General features: G+C 73.1%; 21 protein-coding genes. 11 read left to right on the forward strand and 10 right to left on the reverse strand.

Annotated features, from left to right (window positions below):
* Nucleotides 1-49: 49 nt before the first annotated feature.
* Complete coding sequence (locus ACH4SI_RS23250) at nucleotides 50-937, reverse strand: alpha/beta fold hydrolase (RefSeq protein ID WP_398298504.1); 888 nt, start codon at nucleotides 935-937, stop codon at nucleotides 50-52.
* Nucleotides 938-1,137: 200 nt separating this feature from the next.
* Nucleotides 1,138-1,929 carry a metal-dependent hydrolase gene (locus tag ACH4SI_RS23255; protein ID WP_398298506.1) on the reverse strand — a complete coding sequence of 264 codons (792 nt, stop codon included), beginning with the start codon at nucleotides 1,927-1,929 and terminating at the stop codon, nucleotides 1,138-1,140.
* 137 nt (nucleotides 1,930-2,066) lie between these two features.
* Here ACH4SI_RS23255 and ACH4SI_RS23260 point away from each other — a divergent pair, with 137 nt between their 5' ends.
* Both ACH4SI_RS23260 and ACH4SI_RS23265 read left to right on the forward strand, forming a co-directional pair.
* Nucleotides 2,067-4,580 (forward strand): DEAD/DEAH box helicase, encoded by a 2,514-nt coding sequence (locus ACH4SI_RS23260; protein WP_398298508.1) that lies wholly within the window; start codon nucleotides 2,067-2,069, stop codon nucleotides 4,578-4,580.
* Between the two features lie 52 nt (nucleotides 4,581-4,632).
* Nucleotides 4,633-5,541 carry an acyl-CoA thioesterase gene (locus ACH4SI_RS23265; RefSeq protein WP_398298510.1) on the forward strand — a complete coding sequence of 303 codons (909 nt, stop codon included), beginning with the start codon at nucleotides 4,633-4,635 and terminating at the stop codon, nucleotides 5,539-5,541.
* A gap of 28 nt (nucleotides 5,542-5,569) precedes the next feature.
* Here ACH4SI_RS23265 and ACH4SI_RS23270 read toward each other — a convergent pair whose 3' ends face one another.
* Both ACH4SI_RS23270 and ACH4SI_RS23275 read right to left on the reverse strand, forming a co-directional pair.
* Nucleotides 5,570-6,508: a DUF6397 family protein gene (locus ACH4SI_RS23270; RefSeq protein WP_398298512.1), complete on the reverse strand. Its 939-nt coding sequence runs from the start codon at nucleotides 6,506-6,508 to the stop codon at nucleotides 5,570-5,572.
* 155 nt (nucleotides 6,509-6,663) lie between these two features.
* Entirely contained in the window at nucleotides 6,664-7,068 is a 405-nt protein-coding gene (locus ACH4SI_RS23275) for a roadblock/LC7 domain-containing protein (protein WP_398298514.1), read from the reverse strand.
* A 118-nt stretch (nucleotides 7,069-7,186) separates the two neighbouring features.
* On the opposite strand from ACH4SI_RS23275, the gene ACH4SI_RS23280 reads away from it, so the two are divergent.
* A complete protein-coding gene (locus ACH4SI_RS23280) occupies nucleotides 7,187-7,615 on the forward strand; it encodes a PPOX class F420-dependent oxidoreductase (protein ID WP_398298516.1) in 429 nt (142 codons plus the stop codon).
* A gap of 64 nt (nucleotides 7,616-7,679) precedes the next feature.
* Here ACH4SI_RS23280 and ACH4SI_RS23285 read toward each other — a convergent pair whose 3' ends face one another.
* Complete coding sequence (locus ACH4SI_RS23285; RefSeq protein WP_398298518.1) at nucleotides 7,680-8,870, reverse strand: alcohol dehydrogenase catalytic domain-containing protein; 1,191 nt, start codon at nucleotides 8,868-8,870, stop codon at nucleotides 7,680-7,682.
* Nucleotides 8,871-8,969: 99 nt separating this feature from the next.
* The gene (locus ACH4SI_RS23290) at nucleotides 8,970-9,407 is read right to left on the reverse strand and encodes a roadblock/LC7 domain-containing protein (protein ID WP_398298520.1); all 438 of its coding nucleotides are present in this window, start codon (nucleotides 9,405-9,407) and stop codon (nucleotides 8,970-8,972) included.
* Between the two features lie 207 nt (nucleotides 9,408-9,614).
* Here ACH4SI_RS23290 and ACH4SI_RS23295 point away from each other — a divergent pair, with 207 nt between their 5' ends.
* From ACH4SI_RS23295 to ACH4SI_RS23305, 3 genes are all read left to right on the forward strand, one after another.
* Nucleotides 9,615-10,232, forward strand: a complete 618-nt coding sequence (locus ACH4SI_RS23295) for a class I SAM-dependent methyltransferase (protein WP_398298522.1) — start codon at nucleotides 9,615-9,617, stop codon at nucleotides 10,230-10,232.
* A gap of 82 nt (nucleotides 10,233-10,314) precedes the next feature.
* The gene (locus tag ACH4SI_RS23300; RefSeq protein ID WP_398298524.1) at nucleotides 10,315-10,851 is read left to right on the forward strand and encodes a PadR family transcriptional regulator; all 537 of its coding nucleotides are present in this window, start codon (nucleotides 10,315-10,317) and stop codon (nucleotides 10,849-10,851) included.
* 84 nt (nucleotides 10,852-10,935) lie between these two features.
* Complete coding sequence (locus tag ACH4SI_RS23305; protein ID WP_398298526.1) at nucleotides 10,936-11,730, forward strand: hypothetical protein; 795 nt, start codon at nucleotides 10,936-10,938, stop codon at nucleotides 11,728-11,730.
* A 195-nt stretch (nucleotides 11,731-11,925) separates the two neighbouring features.
* Here ACH4SI_RS23305 and ACH4SI_RS23310 read toward each other — a convergent pair whose 3' ends face one another.
* A complete protein-coding gene (locus ACH4SI_RS23310) occupies nucleotides 11,926-12,108 on the reverse strand; it encodes a hypothetical protein (protein WP_398298528.1) in 183 nt (60 codons plus the stop codon).
* Between the two features lie 141 nt (nucleotides 12,109-12,249).
* Between ACH4SI_RS23310 and ACH4SI_RS23315 the strand changes: the two genes are divergently transcribed.
* The 3 genes from ACH4SI_RS23315 (at nucleotide 12,250) to ACH4SI_RS23325 (ending at nucleotide 17,789) form a co-directional block, all read left to right on the forward strand.
* A complete protein-coding gene (locus tag ACH4SI_RS23315) occupies nucleotides 12,250-15,249 on the forward strand; it encodes an SNF2-related protein (RefSeq protein WP_398298530.1) in 3,000 nt (999 codons plus the stop codon).
* Nucleotides 15,246-16,565, forward strand: coding sequence for an SWF or SNF family helicase (locus ACH4SI_RS23320; protein WP_398298532.1), 1,320 nt, complete (start codon nucleotides 15,246-15,248; stop codon nucleotides 16,563-16,565). The genes ACH4SI_RS23315 and ACH4SI_RS23320 overlap by 4 nt, the downstream gene beginning before the upstream one ends.
* A 126-nt stretch (nucleotides 16,566-16,691) precedes the next feature.
* Nucleotides 16,692-17,789, forward strand: a complete 1,098-nt coding sequence (locus tag ACH4SI_RS23325; protein ID WP_398298534.1) for a pectinesterase family protein — start codon at nucleotides 16,692-16,694, stop codon at nucleotides 17,787-17,789.
* Nucleotides 17,790-17,873: 84 nt separating this feature from the next.
* On the opposite strand, the gene xylA is transcribed toward ACH4SI_RS23325, so the two are convergent.
* Nucleotides 17,874-19,046, reverse strand: a complete 1,173-nt coding sequence (xylA, locus tag ACH4SI_RS23330) for a xylose isomerase (RefSeq protein ID WP_398298536.1) — start codon at nucleotides 19,044-19,046, stop codon at nucleotides 17,874-17,876.
* 159 nt (nucleotides 19,047-19,205) lie between these two features.
* Here xylA and xylB point away from each other — a divergent pair, with 159 nt between their 5' ends.
* Both xylB and ACH4SI_RS23340 read left to right on the forward strand, forming a co-directional pair.
* Nucleotides 19,206-20,648, forward strand: coding sequence for a xylulokinase (gene xylB / locus ACH4SI_RS23335; RefSeq protein WP_398298803.1), 1,443 nt, complete (start codon nucleotides 19,206-19,208; stop codon nucleotides 20,646-20,648).
* 44 nt (nucleotides 20,649-20,692) lie between these two features.
* Entirely contained in the window at nucleotides 20,693-21,940 is a 1,248-nt protein-coding gene (locus ACH4SI_RS23340) for an ROK family protein (protein WP_398298538.1), read from the forward strand.
* Here the strand turns inward: ACH4SI_RS23340 and ACH4SI_RS23345 are convergent.
* Together ACH4SI_RS23345 and ACH4SI_RS23350 are read right to left on the reverse strand one after the other, a co-directional pair.
* Nucleotides 21,921-22,409, reverse strand: a complete 489-nt coding sequence (locus tag ACH4SI_RS23345) for a GNAT family N-acetyltransferase (protein ID WP_398298540.1) — start codon at nucleotides 22,407-22,409, stop codon at nucleotides 21,921-21,923. The genes ACH4SI_RS23340 and ACH4SI_RS23345 overlap by 20 nt on opposite strands.
* Nucleotides 22,410-22,496: 87 nt before the next feature.
* A complete protein-coding gene (locus tag ACH4SI_RS23350) occupies nucleotides 22,497-23,357 on the reverse strand; it encodes a phosphatidylinositol-specific phospholipase C/glycerophosphodiester phosphodiesterase family protein (RefSeq protein WP_398298542.1) in 861 nt (286 codons plus the stop codon).
* Between the last annotated feature and the right edge of the window lie 215 nt (nucleotides 23,358-23,572).

The following is a 23,572-nucleotide window of genomic DNA, read 5'->3' on the forward strand; positions in this document are numbered from 1 at the left end:
GCCGCGGAGAACCCCGGCCCGACCGCGCAGGATGCGGGCAGGTGGCCTCTCAGGCCCAGCGCTTCAGGAACTCGATCGCCGCGGAGCCGACCTCCGCGGGATGCGAGGCACTCAGGAAGTGCTGCCCGCCCTCAATGATCTCCAGGCGGGCCTCCGGGGAGCGGGTGAACATCCGTATCTCCTCCCGGGCGTTTGGCACGGAGTACACCTGGTCCGCGGTACCGTGCAGCCACATTACGGGGCAGCGGACCTCGTCGAGCCTGCCGTGGAGCCCGTCGCGGTCCCGCAGGTTGACCGTGCTGAGGCGCAGACGGTGGCGTCCGGCGTCACCGGCGTAGTGGGCACGGTAGGTGGTGAGCCAGAATTCGCGTTCCTCGGCCGAGAGGCCGCCCAGGGCCGTGGCGAAGACCTCGTCCACGACCTCGTCCGGCACGACCCAGTCCTCCCCGACCGGGTCGGCGAGGGCGTCGACGAGCGGCGTGTTGAACCCGACCCCGTCCCAGCACCCCAGGTCACGGCTGCGCGGGCTCTCGAAGTCCATCGACGTGCCGAGCGGGATGACGCCCTTCACGACGTCCGGGGCGAGCAGCGCCATGCGGACCGCCACCCAGCCGCCCTGCGAGGTCCCCAGCACGAAGGCCTCGTCGATCCCGAGGGCTTCGAGGACCTGCAGGTTCGCGATCGCGCTGTCCCAGTAGGTGAAGTGCTGGTACCCGGCCCTCGTACGGCCGTGCCCGTAGGGCTCGAGGGCCAGCAGGTTGGCCACGGATCCGAGGTCCGGGTCGGCGAACTGCGGCCGGTACAACTGGGCCGAGGTGGTGTACGAGTTGATCAGGACCAGCGTCGGGAGCGCGGGGTCGTACGGCTTGGCGAAGGTGTACCCGACGGTCGATCCCCCGAGGTGGGGGATCTCGACGGTCTGTTCGAGCGTGCTCACGGTGTACTCCTCGATGCGTACGTGGGGGGTCTCTGCTCGAAGCCCACTCGACGGAGGCCCGGCCTGCCGTGGTCGTGCGGACGAGCCCCCTGCGGAGGACGGCTCCGGTCAAGTCCGCTGCCATGATGAGCAGATGATCCACATGATGTCGAACAATGGCTGCGCGGTGGGTCGCCGGCGGCCCCGCCGCCGGGCGGGGCTCAGATGATGCCGAGGGCGCCCAGCCCGCCGATCCCGCCGAGCACCATGAAGACGGGCATCAGCACCTTCATCTCGACCCAGCTCCCGGCCCGGAAGCGCATGGCCTCCGGCGGGCCGAGCGCGTACCAGCGCTTGCGGCCGATCGGTATGGGCCACAGGATCGGGCAGCCGGAGACGGTGAGCGCGTCGCCGATGTCGTGCACGAGGGCACCGAGGACGATCGGCAGCCCCAGCCACAGATACTCCTGGCCGGGAGCGGTGAACAGCCAGTCCGCGCCGTTACCCGGCTTGTTCAGGATGTCGGCGAGTATCCAGGCGCTGGTGGCGCCGAGCAGCCACACCAGGACGTCGCTGGAGACCCGCGCCGCGCGCCACAGCAGCCCTTCGACGGCCAGCACCATGTGGACGAAGAGGATGCCGAGCACTGCCCAGCGGCCGCCCACCACGGCGAGTGCCGAGGATCCGGCGCCGATGAGGACGGCCCAGACCCAGGTGTGGGTCAGGGTGCGGTGGCCACCGGAGCGGCGGGCGTCGCCCGCTTTCCTGGTCGACTTGTAGACCGCGTACGACAGCTTGTCGATCACTTCGCACAGCACCCGCGACACCGGCCCGAAGGCCCGCGATATGGTCGCCGCCTTATGGTCGAGGTCGGGGGCGAGCGCCGCTCCGGCGCAGATCAGCGCGCCTACGACGAGCACCGGCCAGGGCATCTCGTGGCCGGCCGCGGCGGCCGCCGCGCCCACCCCCAGCCAGGCAGCCGCTCCGGACAGCGAATGCGCCGGTCCCATCATGGTCGTACCCCGCCCCTGTTCTTGCCCGCTTCGGTGCGGGAGTTGGTTGCATCGGCTGACCACACCCTAGCGACGGACGATCTTCGTCCGCACAGCCGGTTCCCGCCCCGCCGGGGAAACCAGGCAGTATAGGGTCCGTGACTCTTATCGATCAGCTGCCGAGCGAACCCGACCCCGACACTCTCTTCGAGAAGTTCTCGACCTGGGTCGAGGAGCGGGGCATCTCGCTCTATCCCGCCCAGGAGGAGGCGCTGATCGAAGTGGTGTCCGGGGCGAACGTCATTCTGTCGACGCCCACCGGATCGGGAAAGAGCCTGGTGGCCGCGGGCGCCCACTTCGCCGCGCTGGCCCGGGACGAGGTCACCTTCTACACCGCGCCGATCAAGGCTCTGGTCTCGGAGAAGTTCTTCGAGCTGTGCAAGCTCTTCGGCACCGAGAACGTCGGGATGCTCACCGGGGACGCGTCGGTCAACGCGGACGCGCCCGTCATCTGCTGTACGGCCGAGGTGCTGGCGTCCATCGCCCTGCGGGACGGCCGGGACGCCGACATCGGCCAGGTGGTGATGGACGAGTTCCACTTCTATGCGGAGCCGGACCGGGGCTGGGCGTGGCAGATCCCGCTGCTGGAGCTGCCGCAGGCGCAGTTCATCCTGATGTCGGCGACGCTCGGCGATGTGACGCGGTTCGAGGAGGATCTGAACCGTCGCACCGGGCGGCCCACCGCGGTCGTGCGGTCGGCGACCCGGCCGGTGCCGCTGAGCTACGAATACCGCACGACGCCGCTCACCGAGACGCTCACCGAGCTGCTGGAGACCCGGCAGGCCCCCGTCTACATCGTGCACTTCACCCAGGCAGCCGCGGTCGAACGGGCACAGGCGCTGATGAGCATCAACATGTGCACGCGCGCGGAGAAGGACGAGATCGCCTCTCTGATCGGCAATTTCCGCTTCACCACCAAGTTCGGCCGGAACCTGTCCCGTTATGTCCGGCACGGGATCGGGGTGCATCACGCGGGCATGCTGCCGAAGTACCGGCGGCTGGTGGAGAAGCTGGCCCAGGCCGGACTGCTGAAGGTCATCTGCGGTACGGACACGCTCGGGGTGGGCGTCAACGTACCGATCCGGACCGTGCTGTTCACCGCGCTGACGAAGTACGACGGCCAGCGGGTGCGGACGCTGCGGGCGCGGGAGTTCCACCAGATCGCGGGCCGGGCCGGGCGCGCGGGGTTCGACACCGCCGGGTTCGTGGTGGCGCAGGCGCCCGAGCATGTCGTCGAGAACGAGAAGGCCCTCGCGAAGGCGGGGGACGATCCCAAGAAGCGCCGTAAGGTGGTCCGCAAGAAGGCCCCGGAGGGCTTCGTCAACTGGGGCCAGAACACTTTCGAAAAGCTCATCGCGTCCGAACCGGAGCCACTCACCTCCCGGTTCCGGGTCACCCATGCGATGCTGCTGGCGGTCATCGCGCGCCCCGGCAACGCGTTCCAGGCGATGCGGCGGCTCCTGGAGGACAACCATGAGCCGCGCAAGAACCAGCTCCGGCACATCCGCAGGGCGATCGCGATCTACCGTTCGCTGCTGGACGGCGGGATCGTCGAGCGGCTGGAGGCTCCCGACGCGGAGGGGCGGCAGGTCCGGCTGACGGTGGACCTCCAGCAGGACTTCGCGCTCAACCAGCCGCTGTCCACCTTCGCGCTCGCCGCGTTCGAGCTGCTGGACCCCGAATCCCCGTCCTACGCCCTGGACATGGTCTCGGTGGTGGAATCGACGCTGGACGACCCGCGGCAGATCCTGGCGGCCCAGCAGAACAAGGCGCGGGGCGAGGCGGTCGCCGCGATGAAGGCGGACGGGATCGAGTACGAGGAGCGCATGGAGCGGCTCCAGGACATCTCCTATCCCAAGCCGCTGGAAGAGCTGCTCTTCCATGCCTACGGGCTCTACCGCAAGAGCCACCCCTGGGTCGGCGACCACCCGCTGTCGCCCAAGTCGGTGATCCGCGACATGTACGAGCGGGCGATGACCTTCACCGAGTTCACCGCGCTCTACGACCTGGCGCGGACCGAGGGCATCGTGCTGCGCTACCTGGCCAGCTCCTACAAGGCCTTGGACCACACCGTGCCGGACGACCTGAAGTCGGACGACTTCGAGGACATCATCGCCTGGCTCGGCGAGATGGTGCGGCAGGTCGACTCCAGCCTCCTGGACGAGTGGGAACAGCTCGCCAATCCGGAGGAGGAGTCCGCGGAGGAGGCGCAGGAGCGCGCCGACCAGGTCCGGCCGGTCACCGCGAACGCCCGGGCCTTCCGCGTGCTGGTGCGCAACGCGATGTTCCGCCGGGTCGAACTGGCCGCGCTCGACAAGGTGGCGGAGCTGGGCGAGATGGACGCCGAGACCGGCTGGGACGAGGACGCCTGGGCGGAGGCGCTGGACGCGTACTGGGACGAGTACGACGAGCTGGGCACCGGTCCGCACGCCCGCGGTCCGAAGCTGCTGCAGATCGAGGAGCAGCCCGAGCACGGGCTGTGGCGGGTGCGGCAGACCTTCGACGACCCGAACGGCGACCACGACTGGGGCATCTCGGCCGAGGTCGACCTGACCGCCTCGGACGAGGAGGGCCGGGCCGTGGTCCGGGTCACCGACGTGGGCCAGCTGTAACCTCCCGGCCACCGTCCGATCCCCGAACCACCTCAGCGAAGGAGCACCGCCGATGACCAACCCCGCCGAGCGCCTGGTCGATCTGCTCGATCTCGAACGGATCGAGGTGGACATCTTCCGTGGACTGAGCCCCGACGAATCGCTGCAGCGGGTGTTCGGCGGACAGGTGGCGGGGCAGGCGCTGGTGGCCGCCGGGCGCACCACCGACGGGGAGCGCCCGGTGCACTCGCTGCACGCGTACTTCCTGCGCCCGGGCCGGCCGGGTGTGCCCATCGTGTACCAGGTGGAGCGGGTCCGGGACGGGCGCTCCTTCACCACCCGCCGGGTCGTCGCGGTCCAGCAGGGTCGGACGATCTTCAATCTGACGGCCTCCTTCCACCGTCCGGAGCCGGGCATCGAACAGCAGCTGCCGATGCCCGAGGCACCCGGGCCGGAGAGCCTGCCGAAGCTCTCCGACGAGATCCGCGAGCACATGGGCGCCCTCCCCGAGTCGCTTGCGCGGATGGAACGCCGCCTGCCCTTCGACATCCGCTACGTCGAGCGGCTGCGCTGGACCGATGAGGAACTGAGGGGAGCGGAACCCCGCAGCGCGGTGTGGATGCGCGCGGTCGGACCGCTCGGGGACGACCCGCTCGTCCACACCTGCGCGCTCACCTACGCGAGCGACATGATGCTGCTGGATGCGGTGCGGGTGCCCGTAGAGCCGCTGTGGGGCCCGCGGGGCTTCGACATGGCCTCGCTGGATCACGCCATGTGGTTCCACCGGCCCTTCCGTACCGATGAGTGGTTCCTCTACGACCAGGAGTCGCCCGTGGCGACCGGCGGCCGGGGCCTGGCACGCGGCCGGATCTACGACCGCGCGGGTCGCCTCCTGGTGTCGGTCGTCCAGGAGGGGCTCTTTCGTCCTCTGGCTCCGGCGGCGGAGGCCACGGCCGGCGGCGAGGGCACGGAGAACAGCTGAGCCTCCCTGCGGCTCGCTCCGCCGTGGGTCAGCGCTTGCCGACCAGCCTGCGCCACAGGCCGCGCGGCCGGCCCGCGGACCGGCCCGGGGGCCGGGTCCGGCAGGTGGGAAGCGGCGCCACCGCGGCGTCCGGCCGCGGCGCGGGGCGGACCCGGCGCGCCGCCCGCACGGCGTCGGCGAGCGCCACGCGGTACCGCAGGATCTCCTGGGGATCCTCCGCCGTCTGCACCCGGTCGATCACTTTGCGTGCCGCTGCCGCGGCGGGGCGCACCGGGACGAGTGCGGGGCGAAGCTCCCGCACATGATTCCGGTCGTGCGGATCGCTGACGGCTACCGCCAGCTCGTCGGGGCCCAGCACCGCGGCCAGCACCCCGGCGCGCTCCCAGGGGTCCTGGGTCCGGGAGAGCAGCTGGCCGACGCGCCGCTCGCGCCACTTCTCGGCCCGCGCGTCCTCTCCCGCGGCCAGCGACGCGCTCAGCCCCGGTGGCGTACGGCCGGTCAGCAGGGCGGGCTCGCGGGTGGCGAACTCTTCCAGATCGGTCGCCAGATAGAGCCACACCACAAGCCGGTACCGGTTGACATAGAACCGGGCCGGGGCGAAGAAACCGCCGCGCGCCAGGCGGGTGAACCGGCCCGGGCTGATGCCCAGCAGATCGGCCCCGCCCGCCGTGCCGACCACCCGCAGCCGGGTGCGCAGCGCCTCCGGGAATCCCTCGGCGCCCGTCAGCCGTGCCAGCTCCTCCCGGGCCACCCGCCGCCCCGTGGGAGTGGTGATGGTGTGCACCTCCCCCAGCTGCTCGGCCAGCTCGAACTCGCGCGGCATGAGGCCCAGCATCCGGGCCGCGGTGCGGAACGCGACGCCCGTCGGCTGCCCCGGCCCGGCCGGGGCCGACGGCTTCCGGCGCTCCCGCGCCCCCTGCGACCTCCGCACCTCGCGTGCTTCCTGCTCCACTCGTACCACTGCCATGACGAAGCCTCCCCCGCGATCCATCAATCACTGACAGTGACGACGATAGCGCCGCGACACGACGGTCCGTCAGGCCTGTGGACAACCACCTGTGGATAACTTCCCGGACTCCCGGACTCCCGGACTCCGGACCCGGCCTCCCCGGCTCCCGACGGTCAGCTCGTGGCGCCGCTCTCCTGCCGGGCCTCGACGCCCAGGTGCTCTCCCACCCGGTTCACCAGCAGCGTCATCTCGTAGGCGACCTGCCCGACATCGGCGTCCGAGCCGCTGAGGACGCAGAGACAGCTGCCGTCACCCGCGGCCGTCACGAAGAGGACGCCCTCCTCGAACTCGACCATGGTCTGCCGCACCCGGCCCGTCCGGAAGTGGTTGCCGGACCCCTTGGCGAGGCTGTGCAGCCCGGAGGCGACCGCCGCCAGGTGCTCGGCGTCCTGGCGTTCCAGCGTCGCGCTCGCCCCCGTCACCAGCCCGTCGTTCGACAGCACCAGCACGTGCCGCACCTGCGCGATCCGGTTGGTCAGGTCGTCCAGTAACCAGTCGAGCCCCTTGCTGAGTGCCATTGGCGTTCCTCCCCGATCCCCTTCAGCTGCGTGCCAGCCTTTCTCACCGCCGCCGTCCGGGCAACCCGCCCTGCTCGTCCCTCCGGCCGTTCTGCGCTGCTTGACGCAAGATGGGGACATGGCACAGAACATGTCGAGGGATCAGTGGCAGAAGTTCCTCTCCGATGGCACCCACACCGGCAAACTGGCGACCGTACGGGCCGACGGAAGCCCGCATCTCGCGCCCATCTGGTTCCTGCTCGACGGGGACGACCTGGTCTTCAATACCGGGCAGGACACGGTCAAGGGGCGCAACCTGGCCCGGGACCCGCGCGTCAGCCTCTGCGTGGACGACGAGCGGCCCCCGTTCTCCTTCGTCACGGTGCAGGGCCGGGCCGAACTCAGCGACGACCTGGGCGAGGTACGGGAGTGGGCCACCCGGATCGCCGCCCGCTATATGGGCGATGACCTCGCCGAACAGATCGGGGCCCGCAACGGCGTCCCCGGGGAGCTGCTGGTACGGGTCCGCATCGAGAAGGTCATCGCCGTCGCCGATCTCGCCGACTAGCTGAAGAGGAGACTCAGCGAACTGAGCGAGTCGGGGGTGGCCTGATTCGGCCGAAATCAATCGCTCACGGTCGCATCACGACCTTTACCGCACCGTCCTGTTTCTGCTGGAACATCTCATAGGCGTGGGATGCCTGCTCCAGCGGCAGGCGGTGGGTGGCGAAGCCGTCGACGCCCAGCGGGTCCTCGTCCGTCAGCAGCGGCAGGATGTCGTCGGCCCAGCTGCGGACGTTCGCCTGCCCCATCCGCAGCTGGATCTGCTTGTCGAACATGGTCATCAGCGGCAACGGGTCGGTCATTCCGCCGTACATTCCGCTCAGGGAGACCGTCCCGCCGCGCCGCACCAGCGCAATGGCCAGCCGGAGCGCCGCCAGCCGGTCGACACCGGCCCTGGCCGTGAGCTTGGCGCCCCAGTCCCGCGGCAGTATGCCGGCGGCCCGCTGTGCGGTCCGGCCGACCGGGCTGCCGTGGGCCTCCGTCCCCACCGCGTCGATGACCGAGTCCGGGCCACGGCCCCCGCCCGTCGAGAGCACGGCCTCGACCAGATGGTCCTGACCGTCGAAGTCGTTCAGGTCGAACGTCTCGACGCCGTCGGCGCGGGCCCGCCGCAGCCGTTCGGGCACCAGGTCCACGCCGATCACCCGTCCGGCTCCCCGGTGCCTGGCGACCCGGCAGGCCATGTCCCCGATGGGGCCGAGACCCAGCACGCACACCGTGCCCTCCCGCGGGACGGCCGCGTACTCGACCGCCTGCCAGGCCGTGGGCAGGACGTCGGAGAGATAGAGGAAACGGTCGTCCGGCGGCCCCTCGGGCACCTTGATCGGACCGTAGTGGGCCTGCGGCACCCGCAGGTACTCCGCCTGGCCGCCCGGCACCGCGCCGTACAGCTTGCTGTAACCGAAGATCTCCGCGCCCATGCCGTACTCGATCACCTGAGTGGTCTCGCACTGGGTCGGCAGGCCGGAGCCGCACATCCAGCAGGATCCGCAGGCGATCTGGAACGGGACGACCACCCGGTCGCCGGGCCGGAGGCCGGTCACCTCCGGCCCGGTCTCCTCGACGATCCCCATCGGCTCATGGCCGAGGATGTCGCCGGGAGTCATGAAGGGCGTGAGCACCTCGTACAGATGGAGATCGGACCCGCACAGTCCGGTGGTGGTGATCCTTACGATCGCGTCCGTCGGTTCCTTGAGAATGGGGTCGGGCACCGTCTCCACGCGCACATCGCGTTTGCCCTGCCAGGTCACCGCTCGCATCGCCGTGTCCCTTCACGTGGTCATCGGCAGTCTCGACAAGGTGCCCCGGGTACCCGGTGGGGAACGGCCGAAGCGGCGACGGAACCTCACATTCCGCGGTCAGCCGAGGGCACGGCGCAGATGTTCGCCGACCTGCTCCACGAGCCGGGCCGTCTCGGCGGCGGCCGTGGCCGGGTCGCCGCCCGCGGCGCTCAGCACGACCAGGCAGGTGCCGGCCTCCGCCGCCGCGACGGAGAGGGTGCCGCTCTCCAGCTCGACCATCGTCCGGCGCACCGGGGCGGGGCGCGCACGGCGCCGCGCGCTCCTGGCCAGTCCGTGGATGCCGGAAGCGACCTCGGCCAGGTGGTCCGCGTCCCGGCGGGAGAGCCCGCGGGACGCGCTCAGGGTGGTCCCGTCCTGCGAGAGCAGCACGGCATGGCGGACACCCCCGGCGCGGGCCGCCCCGTCGTCCAGGATCCGGTCGAGCAGACCGGGGTCGAGCAGGCTCCGGTCGAGCGCGGCCGAAGAGCGGACGGCGGCTGCGCAGCGCTTGATCACGACGGTCTCCCTCGGTCGGCACGCGCCGCGAGCGGGCGGCGCGCTCGGGGTCCCCCCCATGAGCCACGGACGGTAGCCCGCCAGGGGGCGCATTGGGGGCGCATTGGGGGCGCATTTCGAACCTGTCGGAATTTGGCAGCGACAGTTTTTCGAATGACTGCTTGATGCCCGAATCTGTTCTCAGAACTGCGAACCGAGGAGCCCGTCATGCGTCACGAGCGCCCCCACCGAGACAGCGCGGCCGACGTGAGGGACTTCTTCACGCCCCGCGCGGCCGACTGGGACAGCCGCTTTCCCGACGACGGCCCGGCCTATGCCGCCGCCGTCGCCGACCTGGGCCTGCGCACCGGGGACACGGTGCTCGACGCGGGCTGCGGTACGGGCCGCGCCCTGCCCGCGCTGCGCGCCGTGGTCGGCCCCCGCGGGACCGTGCTGGGCTTCGACCTCACGCCCGCCATGCTGACGGCGGCCGTACGCGCCGGGCGGGACCGGGACGGGGTGCTCGCCCTCGCCGATGTCGCCCGGCTGCCGCTGCGCGACGGCTGTCTCGACGCGGTCTTCGCCGCCGGGCTGATCTCACACCTGACCGACCCCCGGGCCGGGCTGCGCGAGCTGGCCCGGGTGGTGCGCCCCGGCGGATCGTTCGCGCTGTTCCACCCGGTGGGGCGCGCCGCGCTCGCCGCCCGCCACGGCCGGCCGCTGACCCCCGAGGATCTGCGGGCCGAGCCCAACCTGCGGCCGTTGCTGGCCCGTTGCGGCTGGCGGCTGGACGCGTACACGGACGAGGACACGCGCTTCCTGGTCCTCGCGGTCCGTCAGGGCTGACGCCCGGGCGGACACCTCGTCATGCATGTACTGCGATGTACTGCGCCTAGGAGGTGCGGAAGCGGTACGCCACAATGCGGGCATGCTCGAACTCGCCATCCTCGGCTTCCTCCATGACGCGCCGCTGCACGGCTACGAGCTGCGCAAACGCATCACGGCGCTGACCGGGCACATCAAGCCGGTGGCCGAGAGCACCCTCTATCCGGCGATCAAGCGGCTGGAGAAGGCGGGGCTGCTGGCCCGTGAGACCCGACAGGGCGCGGGGGCCGCGCCCCGGCACGTCCTGACCCTGACGCCCGAGGGGCGGGCCGAGCTGCGCCGCCGACTCGCGGATCCGGCCGAGGGCGACATCACGGACGAGAACCGCTGGTTCATCCTGCTGTCGTTCCTGCGGCACCTGGACGACCCAGTGCGCCAGTCGGCCGTGCTCGAACGCCGCCTGGCCCATCTGCGCCACCCCTCCAGCTTCTTCTACGAGGGCGACCGGCCACTGCGCGCGGAGGAGGTGGAGGATCCCTTCCGGCGGGGCGTCCTCACCATCGCGCGCGCCGCCGGACAGGCCGAACTGTCGTGGCTGCGGCGCACCCTGGACGCGCTGCGGGCCGGGGGCGGAAGCTGACGCCGACCGCGGTACGAAGTCTCGACGCCGCGCCTACCGGCTGGTTAGGGTGCGCCGGACGAAGAACCTCAGGAGGAGGCTGCCGTGTCCGCCACGGAGGAGTCGGGCGAGGACGCGCTGTATGTGCTGACCGCCGTGCTGCTGACGCCCGCACAGTTCCCGAGCGTGCTCGGCGACGACTATCCCGAGGCGTGCGCCGCGCTCGGACTGGAGCCCTACGAGCCGGGATACGGCCTCGTGCTGGGGCAGGACGGCAACGGCGCCCGCTGGACGGTGGTCACCGACGATGTGTCGCTCGTGGCGATGGCCATCGCGACCTGGGACTGCGGCATGGAGTACGAGCTGTCGCTCGACGACCGGACCGTGGTCGCCTCCCTGCCCGGCTGGCCGCTCGCGGTGGCGGTGGCCGCTCCGGGCGTACCGGCACCCCACGACCCCGCACCCGACGCTCAGCCCGGGGGCGCGGCCCGGGCGCCGCTCACACCGCCGGACTCCGGCCAGTGGGGTCCGCCGCAGCGGCGGCTCGGCGCGGACGAGATCGCGCTCCAGTGGGCGATCTGGCGCGAACAGGTGGACGGCGAGGTGACGTTCGTGGCCCCGGGCGAGAAGCCGCACGGGGGCGTGCGGCGCGTTCTGGAGGAGGCGCGCGGCTACCTGGACAAGCCTCCGCCGCTGGGCCGGATCCGTTCCGCGTTCGCCACGGGTGACGCGCGGACGCTTCGGGCGGACGGACCGGGCTGGAGCATGGTGGCGCGGACCGACGACATCGCGTTCGTGCTGCTGGACGAGGCGCCGGGCGAGGTGCTGCCGGTCGGCCGCGGTCCGGAGCTGCCGGGGCTGCTGACGGCGCTGGACGAGCTGGCCGTACGACCGCACTGAGCGCGGGAACAGCGCACGGTCGGCCCACGGACGGCCCACAGCGTGCCGCCGGGCGCCGGTGACCGGCCGGGGTGGGGAGCCGGGACGATCCGCGATCGGTATTGCGCGGTCACTCCCAGGCGCGCGTCGCCCTCGCTCCCGAGCCCGGCCGGCTGCCCGATGCGCCACCCGGGCGCCGGGGCCGGGCCGCCTGCGTCAGCGACCCAGCTGCTTGCGGGAGACGCCGCGCAGCCTGCGCCGCTGCGACGGGTCGAGCAGCAGATAGGCGGCCACCGGCACGCCGACCATCACCAGCAGCGCGGCCCAGAAGGGCAGCAGCCACAGCAGGATCACACCGGCCACCACACCTCCGGTGGCGACCTTCGCGCGTGTGGACATCGCACCCGCCTCCTTCACGGCCCATAGCCGTATTCACTCCTCACAACGGACACCGGCGGCCGCCGGTTCCACATCCCGCCCGTCGTCCTGTACCCTCGGCCGCCCACTCCGGTAGTCAAATTTGAGGAATGCGTCAGAGCTGTGACCCCGCCCTCCGCGACCACCCCCTCCGAGATCGCCGAACTCTGCCGCTCCACCGCCGTCTTCCTGCCGGCCGACCCCTCGCGCGCCGGGCGCGTCGCCTTCTGGCGGCCGGACGGACCGCCGCCCGGCGGGGCGTCCGGCTCCACCGAGGAACTGACCGTCGTCGTCCCGGACGGCCCCGGTGTCCGCACCCGCACCGTACGCGCGCTGGTGCTGCCCCTGTCCGACGCGCTGCCGGTGCTCACCCGGGCCCGGGCGCGGGCCGCCGCGCAGCCGGGCGGAGAGCCGTCGGACCGGGGAGGAGCCGACCCGGCGACGGCCTTCTGGGGTGCCGCCGCCGTCCTCGCCCTGCAACTCGCCGCCCGCGGCCGTCTGCTGCCCGGGCTCACGGCCACCGACCACGACGCGTGGCGCGTCGGCCCGCTCGACGGCGGCGACCTGGAGCGGGTGCGGGAGCTGGCCGCCACCATGCCGGCCGCCGCCCACGCGGTGCCGCTGCCCGGCACCGGCACCGGCACCGGCCCTGGCACTGGCACTGGCACTGGCACTGGCACTGGCACTGGCACCGAGCTGCTGCCCGACCCCGAACGGCATCTGCGCGCCTTCCTCGACGCGGTCGCGGACGGACTGCCGCGCTCACCCGCCGCGTCCGTGGCCGCGGGCGGCCCCGCCTTCGCCGCCACCGCCCCGCGGCGACTGCCCGAGCAGCGCGCCTGGGCGGCCGACGTCGCCGCCGGGCACGACGCGGGCGTACGGCTGTCGCTCCGTATCGAACTGCTCCACGGAGCCGGCCAGGGAAACCGCGGCCCCGGCTTCCGCGCGGTCCTCCAGCTGCACAGCCTCACCGACCCGTCCCTGGTCGCGGACGCCGCCGAGGTGTGGGCGGGCACCGCGCCCGCCGGCGCGGCGCTCGGGCCCAGGGCCCGGATGGACGCCCTCCTCACCCTGCGGCGCGCGGCCCGCGCCTGGGCGCCGCTCACCCCGCTGCTGTCCGCCGCCGTACCCGAGGCGGTCGACCTCGCCGACGAGGAGGTCACCGAGCTGCTGGGCCCGGCGGCCGGTGCGCTGGACTCCGCCGGGGTGAAGGTGCACTGGCCCAAGGAGCTGGTACGCGGGCTCACCGCGCGCGCCGTCGTCGGCCCGGACGGCCCGGATGAAGCAGACGGAGCAGGCGACTCCGAGCGGAGCCAGGGGCCGCGGATGCCCTCCTTCCTCTCCGCCGACGCGCTGCTCCGCTTCAGCTGGCGGTTCGCCGTCGGCGACCAGGAGCTGACCAGGGAGGAGCTGGACCGGCTCGCCGAGGCCGGCCGCCCGTTGGTGCGGCTGCGCGACCAGTGGGTGGTCCTGGACCCCGAGTCGGCGCGGCGCGCCCGCGACCGTCAGGACCGCAAGCTCGCCCCCGTCGACGCGCTCGGCGCCGTCCTCACCGGCCGCGCGGAGGCCGACGGCGCCGAGGTCGAGGTGCGGGCCACCGGCTGGCTGGCCGCGCTGCGCGACCGCCTCGCCCAGCCCGCGGAGTACCGGCCCGGGGAGAACGGGGAGGACGGGGACGTGCCGCCCGTCGCGCAGCCCGCGGCCCTCGCCGCCACCCTGCGCGACTACCAGCTGCGCGGGCTGGACTGGCTGGTCCGGATGACATCGCTCGGCCTCGGCGGCTGTCTCGCCGACGACATGGGGCTCGGCAAGACCATCACCCTGATCGCGCTGCATCTGCACCGGCAGGACGTGCCCGGGGCCGCCGGGCCCACCCTGGTGGTCTGTCCCACCTCGCTGATGGGCAACTGGCGGCGCGAGATCGAGCGGTTCGCGCCGGGCACTCCGGTGCGCCGCTACCACGGCACGGCGCGCAGCCTGGACGGCGTCGCGGACGGCGAGTTCGTCCTGACCACGTACGGCACGATGCGGCTCGACGCGCAACGGCTGGCCGATGCGGGCCCCTGGGGCATGGTCGTCGCCGACGAGGCGCAGCACGTCAAGAACCCGTTCTCGGCGACCGCCAAGCGCCTGCGCGTCATCGGGGCCAAGGCGCGCGTCGCGCTCTCCGGCACCCCCATCGAGAACAACCTCTCCGAGCTGTGGGCGATCCTCGACTGGACCACCCCCGGGGTGCTGGGCACCCATGACGCGTTCCGCAGGCGCTACGCCCAGGCGGTGGAGAGCGGCAGCGACCCGGCCGCCGCGGAGCGGCTGGCGAAGCTCGTCCGGCCCTTTCTGCTGCGCCGCCGCAAGTCCGACCCGGGCATCGCGCCCGAACTTCCCCCCAAGACCGAGACGGACCGGGCCGTCGCGCTCACCAAGGAGCAGGCCGGGCTGTACGAGGCGGTGGTGCGGGAGATCCTGGCGGAGATCTCGGACAGCAGCGGGTTCGAGCGGCGCGGGCTCATCGTCAAGCTGCTGACCGGGCTGAAGCAGATCTGCAACCATCCGGCGCAGTACCTCAAGGAGGACCGGCCCGTGGTTCCCGGCCGCTCCGGGAAGCTGGAGCTGCTCGACGAGTTGCTGGACACCATCCTCGCCGAGGGCGCGAGTGTCCTCGTCTTCACCCAGTACGTGCAGATGGCCCGGATCCTCGAGAGTCACCTCGCCGCGCGCGGCGTCCCGGCCCAGCTGCTGCACGGTGGTACGCCGGTGGCGCGCCGCGAGGAGATGGTGCGGCGCTTCCAGGACGGCGAGGCGCCGGTGTTCCTGCTGTCGCTGAAGGCGGCGGGCACCGGGCTGAACCTCACCCGCGCCGGCCACGTCGTGCACTACGACCGCTGGTGGAACCCGGCCGCCGAGGCCCAGGCCACCGACCGCGCGTACCGCATCGGCCAGACCCAGCCGGTGCAGGTCCACCGGCTCATCACGGAGGGCACCGTGGAGGACCGGATCGCGGCGTTGCTGGAGCGCAAACGGGAGCTGGCCGACGCGGTGCTGGGCTCCGGCGAGAGCGCGCTGACCGAACTGACCGACGCCCAGCTCGCGGAGCTGGTGGAGCTGAGGGGGACCGAGCGATGAGCCGCACCGGGAACACCGAGGAGAACGCGCACGCCGAGGACGCGCCCGGCGCGCGCCCCGAGCGCACCCTCGCCGCCCTGCCGCCCGCCCACGGCGGCGCCTTCGCCCGCACCTGGTGGGGCCGGGCCTGGCTGAAGGCCCTGGAGGACACCGCGCTGGACAACGGGCAGCTGAAGCGCGGCCGCAAGCACGCACGCGAGGGCGCGGTCGGCGCGGTGTGCGTGCGGCCGGAGCGGATCACCGCGGTGGTACAGGACCGGGACCGCACCCCGTACCGGTCGGACGTGCTGTTGCAGGAGCTGGACGACGGCGAGTGGGACCGGCTGCTGGGGGTGGTCGCCGAGCGCTCGGGGCACATCGCCGCGCTACTCGACCGCGACATGCCGCCACAGCTCGCCGAGGACGCGGCCGCCGTGGGCGTCGATCTCCTGCCGGGGATAGGCGACCTGGAGCCGGAGTGCGCGTGCGAGGCGTGGGACCACTGCCCGCACACCGCCGCGCTGTGCTACCAGGTCGCCCGGCTGCTGGACGAGGATCCGTATCTGCTGCTGCTGATGCGCGGGCGCGGGGAGCGGGAGCTGTTGGACGAGCTCCAGGTGCGCAGCGTGGCGCACGCCGCCCGGCACGCCCCGCGGACCGGCGAGGAGACACCCTCCGCGGCCCCGGAGGGCATACCGGCCCGGGAGGCGTTCGCCGCGCCCGGTCCGGCCGCGCTGCCCGCTCCCCCTCCGCCCGTCAACGAGCCGGGCCGGCCCCCGGCGCTCGCCGGTGGTACTGATCCGGCGCCCGGGCTGGACGTGGCCGCGCTGGAGTTCCTCGCGGCGGACGCCGCCGTACGCGCGCGGCGGCTGCTGGCCGAGGCGCTGGCGCCCGGCCATGCCACGGCCCCCGTCCCGGCCGCGCTGACGCAGTGGCAGGACACGGTGCGGCTGACCGCCGCCGGCCCCCCGGCCGCGATCGCCGCCCGGCTGGCGGCGGGCTGCGGGCGCGACCGTCTGGATCTGGCCCGCGCCGCACGGGCCTGGGAGCACGGCGGGGCCGCCGCGCTCGCCGTGCTGGAGGAGGAGTGGACACCGCGGGCCGAGGCCCTGGCCCGCGCCCACGCCCAGCTCGCCACCGCCTGGGAGGAAGGCGAACGGGCGCCCCGGCTGCGCGCGGCGGGCAACCGCTGGACGGCGGTGGGCACCGATGCCCAGGTGCGCTACGGGCGCGACGGGCGCTGGTGGCCGTACCGGAAGGACCGGGGCCGCTGGTGGCCCGCCGGCCCTCCGGCACAGGATCCGGAGGCCGCCCTGGCGATGGTCGAGGCGGACTGACGCGGCACCGGGTCCGGTGGCGGTCCCCCGGTGCGGACACGGCGGCGGGGCGGCAACCTTTCGCGGGGGCGTGGCAACCGTAGGGCGTCAGAAGCCCCCCACGCCTCCACGGGACGGAGATCCCCCATGCCCCCATCGCGTCCGCGCTCCCGGCGCCGCCGCCCCGGTCCGCCCATCGGCCCCCTGGCCCTCGCCACCGGCGCCGCGTTGGTCGCCGTTCCGGCCACCGGGTGGTTCGGAGACAGCGGCCGGGCCCACGCGGCCGGTTCCGCCGCGGCGGCGACCCTGGTCGTCGCCAAGGACGGCAGCGGTCAGTACACGACCGTCCAGGCGGCCGTCAACGCGGTCCCGGCGAACAACTCCTCCGCGGTCACCATCTCCGTCAAGCCCGGTACGTACCGGGAGACCGTGAAGATCCCCTCCAACAAGCCGCACATCCGGCTGGTGGGCAGCACCGGCAACAAGAGCGACGTGACGATCGTCTACAACAACGCCTCCGGCACCCCCAAGCCCGGCGGCGGGACCTACGGCACCGGCGGCAGCGCGACCGTCGCCGTCGAGGCCGACGACTTCCAGGCGCGCCATCTGCAGTTCGTGAACGACTTCAACGAGGCCAACACGAGCATCACCGACAAGCAGGCGGTCGCGCTGCGCACCGCGGCCGACAAGATCGTGCTGGACGACATCGGCGCGGTCGGCGACCAGGACACCCTGCTGCTCGACTCCGCGAGCAAGGACAGGACCGGCCGGGTGTACGTCGGCAACGCCGTGATCCAGGGCAATGTCGACTTCGTCTTCGGCCGCGCCTCCGCCGTCATCGACAAGTCGACGATCCGGCTCGTCAAGCGCTACGACGGCAGCTCCGGCGGCTATGTCGCGGCGCCGTCGACCGCGGCCGGGAAGAAGGGCTTCCTGTTCATCAACAGCACCATCAGCGGGGACGTCACCAGCCGGTCCTTCTACCTCGGCCGCCCCTGGCACGCGGGCGGGGACGCGAGCCTCGATCCGCAGACGGTCGTCCGCAACACGAGCCTGTCGGGGGCGGTCAAGACCACGCCGTGGACGGACATGAGCGGCTTCTCCTGGAAGGACGACCGCTTCGCGGAGTACAGGAACACGGGCGCCGGTTCCGGTGCGGCGAGCGGCGACCGGCCGCAGCTGACCGACGCGCAGGCCGCCGACTACGAGATCGCGGACTGGCTCGCCGGCTGGCAGCCCTCCTGATCCGCCGGGTCCGGTGAACTTCCCGGTCCGGTGAAGCGAAGGCCGCCGGTCCCGTCGGGGGGCGGGACCGGCGGCCGGTCGCGGTCAGCCGCGCGCGGCCAGCAGATGGTCCATGGCGAGCTGGTCCAGGCGCTCGAAGGCCATGCCGCGCCCGGCGGCGGCCTCGACGTCGAACTCCTCGAAGGCGGTGCGGTCGGCGAGCAGCGCGGCCGGGGTCTCGCCCTCGTCCAGGGTGGGCCGGGCCAGCTCGTCCAGGCGCGAGGCGCGCAGCGCCTCCTGGACCTCCGGGTCGGCGCGGAAGGCCGCCGCCCGCTCCTTGAGGATGAGGTAGTTGCGCATGCAGCCGGCGGCCGACGCCCAGACGCCCGCGATGTCCTCGGTGCGCGGCGGCTTGAAGTCGAAGTGGCGCGGCCCCTCGTAGCCGGCCGTCTCCAGCAGGTCGACGAGCCAGAAGGCGGCCCGCAGATCGCCCGCCCCGAACCGCAGGTCCTGGTCGTACTTGATGCCGGACTGGCCGTTGAGGTCGATGTGGAAGAGCTTGCCCGCCCACAGCGCCTGGGCGATGCCGTGCGGGAAGTTCAGCCCGGCCATCTGCTCGTGACCGACCTCGGGGTTCACCCCGTACAGCTCGGGCCGCTCCAGCCGCTCGATGAAGGCGAGGGCGTGGCCGACGGTGGGCAGCAGGATGTCGCCCCGCGGCTCGTTGGGCTTGGGCTCGATGGCGAAGCGCAGATCGTAGCCCTGCTCGGTGACGTACGCGCCGAGCAGGTCGAACGCCTCCTTCATCCGGTCGAGCGCGGCGCGCACGTCCTTGGCGCCACCGGACTCCGCGCCCTCGCGGCCGCCCCAGGCCACATAGGTCTTCGCGCCCAGCTCGACCGCGAGGTCGATGTTGCGCAGGGTCTTGCGGAGGGCGTAGCGGCGGACGTCCCGGTCGTTGGCGGTGAAGGCGCCGTCCTTGAAGACCGGATGGGTGAACAGGTTGGTGGTGGCCATGGGCACGGTCATGCCGGTGGCGTCCAGGGCCTGCCGGAAGCGCTTGATGTGGGACTCGCGCTCGGTCTCCGAGGCGCCGAAGGGGATGAGGTCGTCGTCGTGGAAGGTGACACCGTACGCGCCGAGTTCGGCGAGCCGGGTGACGGACTCGACGGGGTCGAGCGCCGGGCGGGTGGCGTCCCCGAACGGGTCCCGGCCCTGCCAGCCGACCGTCCACAGGCCGAAGGTGAACCTGTCCTCGGGGGTGGGGCTGTAGCTCATCGCGACTCCCTCGCCTCTCACGGCTATTTCGTCATGGCACTTTACAAATTAGTATGCGCGAGCATTCCGTGGGAAGGCCCGCTCAGGCCGGATAAGACTCGTCGCAGCACACGCAGCACACAGGGACGCAAGGGAGAGCGCGAGATGGCAGCAGCAGCCGTGCCCGTGCCGGAAGGACCGCTGGTCGTCGGCGTGGACAGCTCCACGCAGTCGACCAAGGCGCTGGTCGTCGACGCCGCGACCGGCCGGGTCGTCGCACGCGGTCAGGGTCCGCACACCGTCGGCGGCGGAGCCGGCGGCGAGGGCAAGGAGAGCGATCCCGAGCAGTGGTGGGAGGCGCTGGCGGAGGCGCTGCGGCAGTGCGGTCCGCACGCCCGGCAGGCGGCCGCGGTCTCCATCGGAGGCCAGCAGCACGGGCTGGTGACGCTGGACTCCGCCGGCCGTCCGGTACGCCCCGCGCTGCTGTGGAACGACGTGCGCTCGGCGCCGCAGCGCGACCGGCTGGTCGAGGAGCTGGGCGGCCCCAAGGCGTGGGCGGAGCGGATCGGCAGCGTGCCCGCCACATCGTTCACCGTCACCAAATGGGCCTGGCTCAGGGAGAACGAGCCGGAGGCGGCCCGCGCCACCGCGGCCGTCCGGCTCCCCCACGACTACCTCACCGAACGGCTCACCGGATACGGCACGACCGACCGCGGCGACGCCTCGGGCACTGGCTGGTGGGCGTCCGGCACCGAGGCGTACGACGAGGAGATCCTCGGCCGGATCGGGCTCTCCCCCGCCCTGCTGCCGCGCGTGCTGCGGCACGGCGAGGCGGCCGGGACCGTACGGGACCTGCCGGACCTGCCGCTGCCCACCGGCGCCCTGGTGGCCACCGGAACCGGCGACAACATGGCCGCGGCCCTCGGTCTTGGACTGCGCCCGGGGCAGCCGGTGCTCAGCCTCGGCACCTCCGGCACCGTGTACGCGGTCTCGGAACACCGTCCCGCCGACCCCACGGGGGTGGTCGCCGGGTTCGCCGACACCCGTGACGCCTGGCTTCCGCTGGCCTGCACCCTCAACTGCACGCTCGCCGTCGACAAGGTCGCTGCGCTGCTGGGCCGGGACCGGGAGGCGGTGGAGCCGGGCGGGCAGGCCGTGCTCCTTCCGTTCCTGGACGGTGAGCGCACCCCGAACCTGCCCCATGCCTCCGGGCTGCTGCACGGGCTGCGCCACGACACGACGCCGGGCGGGCTCCTCCAGGCCGCCTACGACGGCGCCGTCTTCACCCTGCTGACAGCGCTCGGTCAGGTGCTGGACGCGGACGCGGCCCCCGACACTCCGCTGCTGCTCATCGGCGGCGGCGCCAAGGGCACGGCCTGGCGCGAGACGGTGCGGCGGCTCAGCGGCCGGCCCGTCCAGGTGCCGCGGGCGCAGGAGCTGGTCGCCCTCGGCGCCGCCGCCCAGGCCGCGGGGCTGGCGCTGGGCGAGGACCCGGCGGCGGTGGCGCGCCGCTGGGCGACCGCGGACGGGCCGTCGTACGAGGCGGTGGAGCGCGACGAGGAGGCGCGGGAGCGCATCGCGCGGGTGCTGTCCGACACGGACGGTCTGCTGCGTCGGGCCTGAACCCCGCTTGGACCGTACGAAACCCAGGAGAGGAGACGACGACGGTGGCAGAGCCACAGCCCAATACCCAGCAGGCGATGCGCCGCCGCAATCTCTCCCTCGTGCTGCACGCCGTGGCCGCGCACGGACCGCTCTCCCGCGCGTCCGTCGCGGCCCGGGTGGGGCTGACCCGGGCGGCGGTCTCCACGCTGGTGGACGAGCTGATCCGGGACGGCCTGCTGGTCGAGCTGGGCCCGTCCCGGCCCGGCACGGTCGGCCGCCCGGGCAGCGCGCTGCGGCTCAACGAGCGCGGCCCGGCCGGGATCGGCGCGGAGATAGGCGTGGACCATCTGGCCGTCTGCGCCGTGGACCTCGGCGGCCGGGTGCGGGCCCGTACGGAGATGGCGTCGGCGAACCGGGACCGCGCCGTGGGCCCGGCGCTCGACCGGCTCGCCGGGCTGGTCCGTCAGGTGGCGGCGGAGGCGGAGCGCGAGGGGCTGCGGCCGGCCGGGCTCGCGGTGGCGGTGCCCGGCCTGGTGGCGCGCGAGTCGTCGCTGGTCGTACGCGCCCCCAACCTCGGCTGGGAGGGCGTGGACATCGGCCCCGCTCTGCGCGCCGCACTGCCCGGGGTGCCGCTGAACGTCGACAACGAGGCCAATCTCGGGGCGCTCGCCGAGCTGTGGCGGGGCGGCCATGACCCGGCGCCGCGGGACTTCGTCCATGTCTCGGCCGAAATCGGCATCGGCGCCGCGGTCGTGCTCGACGGACGGCTGCTGCGCGGCACCCACGGCTTCGCGGGCGAGCTGGGCCATGTGCCGGTACGGCCCGAAGGGCCCGCGTGCGCGTGCGGCGGGCGCGGCTGCCTGGAGCAGTACGCGGGCGAGGAGGCGGTGCTGCGGGCGAGCGGTCTGTCCCCCGAACAGGCCGCGGCCCAGCATCCTGGCCCCGGCGGCCGGATCGCCCTGCTGGCCGAGCGGGCGGCGGACGGCGACCGCCGGGTGCGGAGCGCGCTGCGCGGGGCGGGGGTGGCGCTCGGCATCGCGCTGGCCGGTGCCGTGAACCTCCTCGACCCGCGCACGGTGGTGCTCGGGGGCGCGCTCACCCCGCTGGCGCCCTGGCTGCTGCCCGCGCTGGAGCGGGAGTTGGCGGTGCGGGTCGCGGACCCGGCGCGCTCCGGTCAGGGCGTGGTGACGGTCTCGCGGCTGGGCTCCGACGGTCCGCTGCTCGGCGCGGCGCACTCCGTGGTGCAGGCCGTCCTCGACGATCCGGCCGGGCTCAGGGAGGCGGCCGCGGTCACAGGAAGCGGTGCATGATGTGCAGCCCGACGTAGCCCTCCGCCGGATGGTGGAACGCCTTGGGCACGGTGCCCACCACCTCGAATCCGAGTGAGCGCCACAGCGCGACCGCCCGGGTGTTGGCCTCCACCACGGCGTTGAACTGCATCGCCTGGTAGCCCTCGGCGCGCGCCCACTCCAGGACGTGCTCACCGAGCGCGCGGCCGACGCCCCGCCCGGCGCTCTCGGGCGCCACCATGAAGCTGGCGCCCGCCACGTGCGCGCCGGGCCCCATCTGATTGGGGTTCATCTTGGCCGAGCCGAGCACCCGGCCCTCGGCGTCGGTGGCGACGGCGGTCCGGCCCGGGGACGTCAGCATCCAGATGTCGCGGGCCCGGTCCTCGTCCAGGTCGCGCGGATAGGTGTACGTCTCACCCGCGGCGACGATGCGGTGCAGGAAGGGCCAGATCGCGGGCCAGTCCTCGGGGGTGGCGGTCCTGATCAGCATGACGGCCAGCATGACGGAACGGACCGGCGTCCCGCGAACCGATTTCCGCGAATCCGCCGGGCCCGCCCGCCGGGTCCTCGTGCGGCGTCAGCGAGCGCCGCGCAGGAAGTCCTCCAGACCTGCCAGGTCGTCGGTGTTGAGGTAGTCGACCTGCGCGGCCAGCAGTTCCCGCCACACGGCGTCGCGCGCCGGGCCCGCCAGGTCGGGCGTGGCCCAGAAGCGCACCTTCTGCCGGGCCGCGTGGGCGGCGACGGTGATCTGGTACAGCTTCTCCCGCTCCTCCTTCGGCATCGGGCCGACGCCCTGCCAGGTGAAGGTCTTCGTCCAGTCGGCGCTGATGAGCGGGATGAAGGAGGCGGGCACGCCGGTGCCCATGTCCTCCAGCCGTCCGTCGTAGAAGGCGTGGCGCACCTTCTCGGCCTCCATGGGGGCGCGTGCTCCGCGGTCGCCCGATATGACGGCGGTCACGGCACCGCGCCGCACCTGGCCCGCGACACCGCCGTAGGCGCTGCTGAACATCCGGCTGTAGCGGCGCAGCCGCTTGGTGAGTTCGAGGTAGGTGGCCTCGCCGGGGGTCTTGATGTCGATCAGCAGTTGCAGCGACAGGTCGTAGCCGCGGTAGACCCGGCCGCGGTTCGCCGTGACGCGCTGGAACAGCGGGTCGAGGTAGAGGGATTCCAGGGTGCGGGTGGGGTCGAGTTCCGTCGCGTCGTGGGCGACCAGCAACTGGTCCCCCACCAGCCAGATGTCGGCCTCGACGCTGCCGAAGCCGTGGGACAGGGCGTCGGTGAGCGGGTGCGGGTGCTCGTAGTCGTTGTGCGCGTGGGCTCTTGCCAGCGGCGGCTTGGGCCTGGGGCCCGATGAGTCCGCGAACGCCGGGGCGGCCGTGCCGCCCGCGAGTGCGGCTCCGAGGGTGACGACAAAGGCGCGGCGTGTACGGCGGACCATGGGGCCTCCCGGCTCTCGTCCCGGCGCGGTGCCGGATGTGCGTGTTCGGACGCCAGTGAGTATCGGGGCGCCGCGGTCTCCGTGGGCAGGGGCGTGCGAAGAGTTCCGCAGGTGGTCCCCGGCCATTTCCGTCCCGTTCCCGCGGTCGGCCGGGGCGGCACCGGCGCACGCCGACGCCCGCGCGCCACGCTTCGGCGCAAGCGCCGTTATGGCCG

It is taken from the genome of Streptomyces sp. NPDC021212, assembly GCF_044332925.1.
Classification (GTDB): Bacteria; Actinomycetota; Actinomycetes; order Streptomycetales; family Streptomycetaceae; genus Streptomyces.

Bases quoted from the DNA above. Each gene is read 5' to 3' on its own strand.
- ACH4SI_RS23255 (WP_398298506.1), bottom strand. From the start codon at position 1,929: ATGATGGGACCGGCGCATTCGCTGTCCGGAGCGGCTGCCTGGCTGGGG.
- ACH4SI_RS23265 (WP_398298510.1), top strand. From the start codon at position 4,633: ATGACCAACCCCGCCGAGCGCCTGGTCGATCTGCTCGATCTCGAACGG.
- ACH4SI_RS23270 (WP_398298512.1), bottom strand. From the start codon at position 6,508: ATGGCAGTGGTACGAGTGGAGCAGGAAGCACGCGAGGTGCGGAGGTCG.
- ACH4SI_RS23275 (WP_398298514.1), bottom strand. From the start codon at position 7,068: ATGGCACTCAGCAAGGGGCTCGACTGGTTACTGGACGACCTGACCAAC.
- ACH4SI_RS23280 (WP_398298516.1), top strand. From the start codon at position 7,187: ATGGCACAGAACATGTCGAGGGATCAGTGGCAGAAGTTCCTCTCCGAT.
- ACH4SI_RS23285 (WP_398298518.1), bottom strand. From the start codon at position 8,870: ATGCGAGCGGTGACCTGGCAGGGCAAACGCGATGTGCGCGTGGAGACG.
- ACH4SI_RS23295 (WP_398298522.1), top strand. From the start codon at position 9,615: ATGCGTCACGAGCGCCCCCACCGAGACAGCGCGGCCGACGTGAGGGAC.
- ACH4SI_RS23300 (WP_398298524.1), top strand. From the start codon at position 10,315: ATGCTCGAACTCGCCATCCTCGGCTTCCTCCATGACGCGCCGCTGCAC.
- ACH4SI_RS23310 (WP_398298528.1), bottom strand. From the start codon at position 12,108: ATGTCCACACGCGCGAAGGTCGCCACCGGAGGTGTGGTGGCCGGTGTG.
- ACH4SI_RS23320 (WP_398298532.1), top strand. From the start codon at position 15,246: ATGAGCCGCACCGGGAACACCGAGGAGAACGCGCACGCCGAGGACGCG.
- ACH4SI_RS23325 (WP_398298534.1), top strand. From the start codon at position 16,692: ATGCCCCCATCGCGTCCGCGCTCCCGGCGCCGCCGCCCCGGTCCGCCC.
- xylA (WP_398298536.1), bottom strand. From the start codon at position 19,046: ATGAGCTACAGCCCCACCCCCGAGGACAGGTTCACCTTCGGCCTGTGG.
- ACH4SI_RS23345 (WP_398298540.1), bottom strand. From the start codon at position 22,409: ATGCTGATCAGGACCGCCACCCCCGAGGACTGGCCCGCGATCTGGCCC.
- ACH4SI_RS23350 (WP_398298542.1), bottom strand. From the start codon at position 23,357: ATGGTCCGCCGTACACGCCGCGCCTTTGTCGTCACCCTCGGAGCCGCA.